Origin of the sequence: Moorena sp. SIO3B2 (assembly GCF_010692525.1) — a bacterium.
Classification (GTDB): domain Bacteria; phylum Cyanobacteriota; class Cyanobacteriia; order Cyanobacteriales; family Coleofasciculaceae; genus Moorena; species Moorena producens.
Genome location: NZ_JAAHHE010000540.1, coordinates 1 through 3330, shown reverse-complemented (window position 1 = coordinate 3330; position 3330 = coordinate 1). Strand labels below are relative to the sequence as shown.

The following is a 3330-nucleotide window of genomic DNA, read 5'->3' as shown; positions in this document are numbered from 1 at the left end:
GGCTTTGCATAAAAGGGTTAAATCTTTTGTAATAAGGCTCCACTATCTTACGGTAACTTCTAACCAGTCTCTTGGCATGTTCTTCACGTTGCCTACTTATTTTGAGGTGTGTCCTGCCTAGTCTATTGGTAGAGTCGATGTCCCCTATTAAGGGGAGCACCTCTCCTTCAAATCCGTACGTGCGACTTTCACCGCATACGGCTCCTAAGTATCTTTCTGGCTACTGTGTATATATTGGTGGCAACTCTGGTGAATTGCCATTAAGTTCTTTGGCTTCCAATTGTCGTGGTTTCCATCAATGTGATGGAGATGTACAGATTCGTTGCCTAGTAACTTATGTCCGCATTGTCCACAGCAATGGTTTTGCTTTTTCAAGGCTCTGGCGGTAGCATTATCGTAGAGCTTAGAGTTTCTTTCGCTCCAATATACCAGGTCTCCGTCGTAGGGGGACTTGGTGCCCCTGACTTTGATCTGCTTATTTTCCTTCCACTTCACTTTAGGAAATGCCTTAGTTATTAATTTTTTGGCTTGTCCTTTGCTGATTTTCTTTTCCCTTAGGAATTTATCGTGTGTTCTCTTTGCGGTGAACCACAATGAGTTCCTGGAGCCGTCCATCTTGCAGTTTCGGTGGTAGTTTCTCCAACCTCTTACGATTGGTTCTAATTTCTTTGCCTTTACTTTAGCGCCATAATTCGAGCTGTTGGCCACGGCTTTGATTTTCTTCTTGATAGCTCTTAGGTTGTCCGCTGAGGGCATACTTCTGAACTTACCATTTTTCTGGACCCGGAAATTCCAGCCCAGGAAGTCAAAGCCGTTTGTCGAGTGAGTAATCTTGGTCTTTTCTTGGCTGATTTCCATGCCGCGTTCAGCGAGGAATGTGGCCACGTTTTGTAACACTTTTTCTGCGTCGTCTTTCGGTTTTAGGAAGATTACCATGTCATCGGCGTACCGAATCGAAGGGTGAATCTCCTCTATGCCGTTTAGGGCGACGTTTGCGAGCAGTGGACTGACCACTCCCCCTTGTGGAGTTCCTTGCTCCGGGAACTCTGGGTTTACCCCTGCTTTTAGGCATCTGAACACTCCTTGTTTTATACACTTGGGTGCTATTAGATTAGCCATTATTGTGCTGTGGGATATGCGGTCAAAACATTTTTTGATGTCTAATTCGATGACCCTTTTTGTGATGCCGTTTGAATTAGATTTTAGGTGGTTTTGCATGTGCTTTTGGGCGTCATGCGCTCCTCTTCCTGTTCTAAATCCGTAACTGCATGGGTGGAATTCAGCCTCGTGTGCTGGTTCCAGGGCGAATTTAACTAGACATTGCCATGCTCTATCAGCGATTGTGGGTATTTTGAGTAATCTCGTTTTCCCGTTTTTCTTGGCTATGGGGATTTCCCGTAGTCCGGCATGTTTCCAGTCAGTTGCATGCTGGTTCAGTAGCTCAAGTAAGTTCAATCTCTGCCGGTAGTTGAGGGATGACTTTCCGTCAATTCCGGGGGTTTTCTTACCCTGATTTAATTGTGTTACTTGACGTATGGCCAATAACTGTGCTGAACGGGATTTCATTATCAGTAACTGTCGTGACCGAGCTTTCCTCTGGTCGCCAGCTTGGACTGCTTTATATAGTCGTCTTTGTAGGCGGAAAAGATTCTGGCGGAGTTTCTTCCACGGTTGGCTTTTCCAAAGGTCACTAGCTTTGTTACTGTGTCTACCCATGCTCTCCTTGGAGTCCTATAATCTTCGATACCCGTGACCAGTTGTTCGGTCACATCCTACCCGGTAGGAGGGATTACACTTGGCATAGTTTACCGAGGTTCGACCGTTCCTCAGACCTGCTCTACCGTTTTTACTCGTTCCGTCTTTTGGATTGTTTTGGTGATTTAGGGCGGTTCAATTTGCCTATCCTCTTCTCAGAGATTACGGATGTTGCTATCAAACTCCGTGAGAATGAGAGGATGAAGTCTCGCATTTGTTGTTCAGGTTGCGGCTTAAGAATAAGACATTTTTTCAGAACCTGTTTACCCGTGTCACCTCCCTATTAGCGAAGCGTGTTGTTACCTGCTTGTGGTCAACTGATTGCGCCCTGGTGCCAGCTTCGCTCCGCTAGATGCCGCTTGCTCGACGTGGCCAAGGTAAGGAGTCACTTATCTCTTCAAGGGGTGGGTTTTCACCACCATCCGCATGACAGTTAGAAATCTTTGAGGGTGTTGTACCTCGCGATTCCCCTTACTCATACCCCTCTAGTTTCTAGAGGCTCCTAGTAAGAACGAGCCGCACAATGGCTTTCTTTCGGTTAGCAGAGCCTTTCTTTTTTCGAGAAACCCGACGCTGATAGAACTTTAATCGTTTCTCGCCTTTTCGGTAAAATCTAGGATTGGGTTCTGCATATCCATCTGAGTCCGTATAAAACTCTTTTAAGCCAACATCTAGGCCGACATTACAGCCAGTGGCTTGTAATTGTTCTGAAGTATCAACTTTCACGCAAAATTGAATGTAGTAGCCATCAGCTCTTTGGACTATGCGAACCCGCTTTATGAGCTTAGGGTCGAATCGCCATAAGTCCCAGGTACCCTTGAGCTTTACTTGCCCAATCCCCTTTTTGTCCGTGAATTTTATCGACTTACTATCTGGGGATAACTTCCATCCAGATTGCTTATACTCGACTGACCTAGAATGCTTCTTAAATTTTGGATACCCTTTCTTCCCCGGGACTTTCTTTTTACAGTTATCAAAGAAGCGTTTAATAGCACGTTCTACGTTTTCAACAGATGCTTGACAAGCATGGCTGTTAAGATGTTTGACAAATTCAAATTCATCCCTTAATTGAGTGTTGTATCGATAGAGTTCTTTCTTTCCAATTCCACGATTATCCATCCAGAATCGGAGCACCTTGTTTCTGACAAAGCGAGCTGTTCTAATAGCTTCATTTATTGCTACTTTCTGACTCTCTTTTAAGACAGCCTTGAACTCCATTCCCAGCACTTTACTATCACCTCCTTTGCTGTAGTTTCTTTACTTACTATTATAGTCGAACTATTGAAGTAAAAGTTCCCGAACAGTTAGGGAATAAATTCCCGTTCGGGCTAACCCCATGGTTTGAAGTTACCGTAAGGAGAGTGGAGCCTTAATCAATAAGTTTTAACCTTTTTATGCATAGCCTGCCAACCATAAAGGCTCCACTCTCCTAAGGTTTCGTCTCCGGAATAGAATCCAGGGGCTTGCGCCCTCAGGGTCTTCGGTCAAGTTATGTCTAGTTAAGCAGATCCTAGTTAATCAGCTACTAAGAAACAACTCCCCAATCCATATAAGGCAACCTAGCCGCTGTGGATC

The 3330-nt window shown here is 44.8% G+C and carries 1 protein-coding gene and 1 pseudogene; both read right to left on the bottom strand.

The window, feature by feature from the left end:
- Nucleotides 1-204: 204 nt before the first annotated feature.
- The gene (locus tag F6K38_RS37635; RefSeq protein WP_287360095.1) at nt 205-1716 is read right to left on the bottom strand and encodes a reverse transcriptase domain-containing protein; all 1512 of its coding nucleotides are present in this window, start codon (nt 1714-1716) and stop codon (nt 205-207) included.
- 552 nt (nt 1717-2268) lie between these two features.
- Nucleotides 2269-2973, bottom strand: a pseudogene (locus F6K38_RS37630) (RNA-guided endonuclease InsQ/TnpB family protein); the annotation flags it as partial.
- Nucleotides 2974-3330 lie beyond the last annotated feature (357 nt).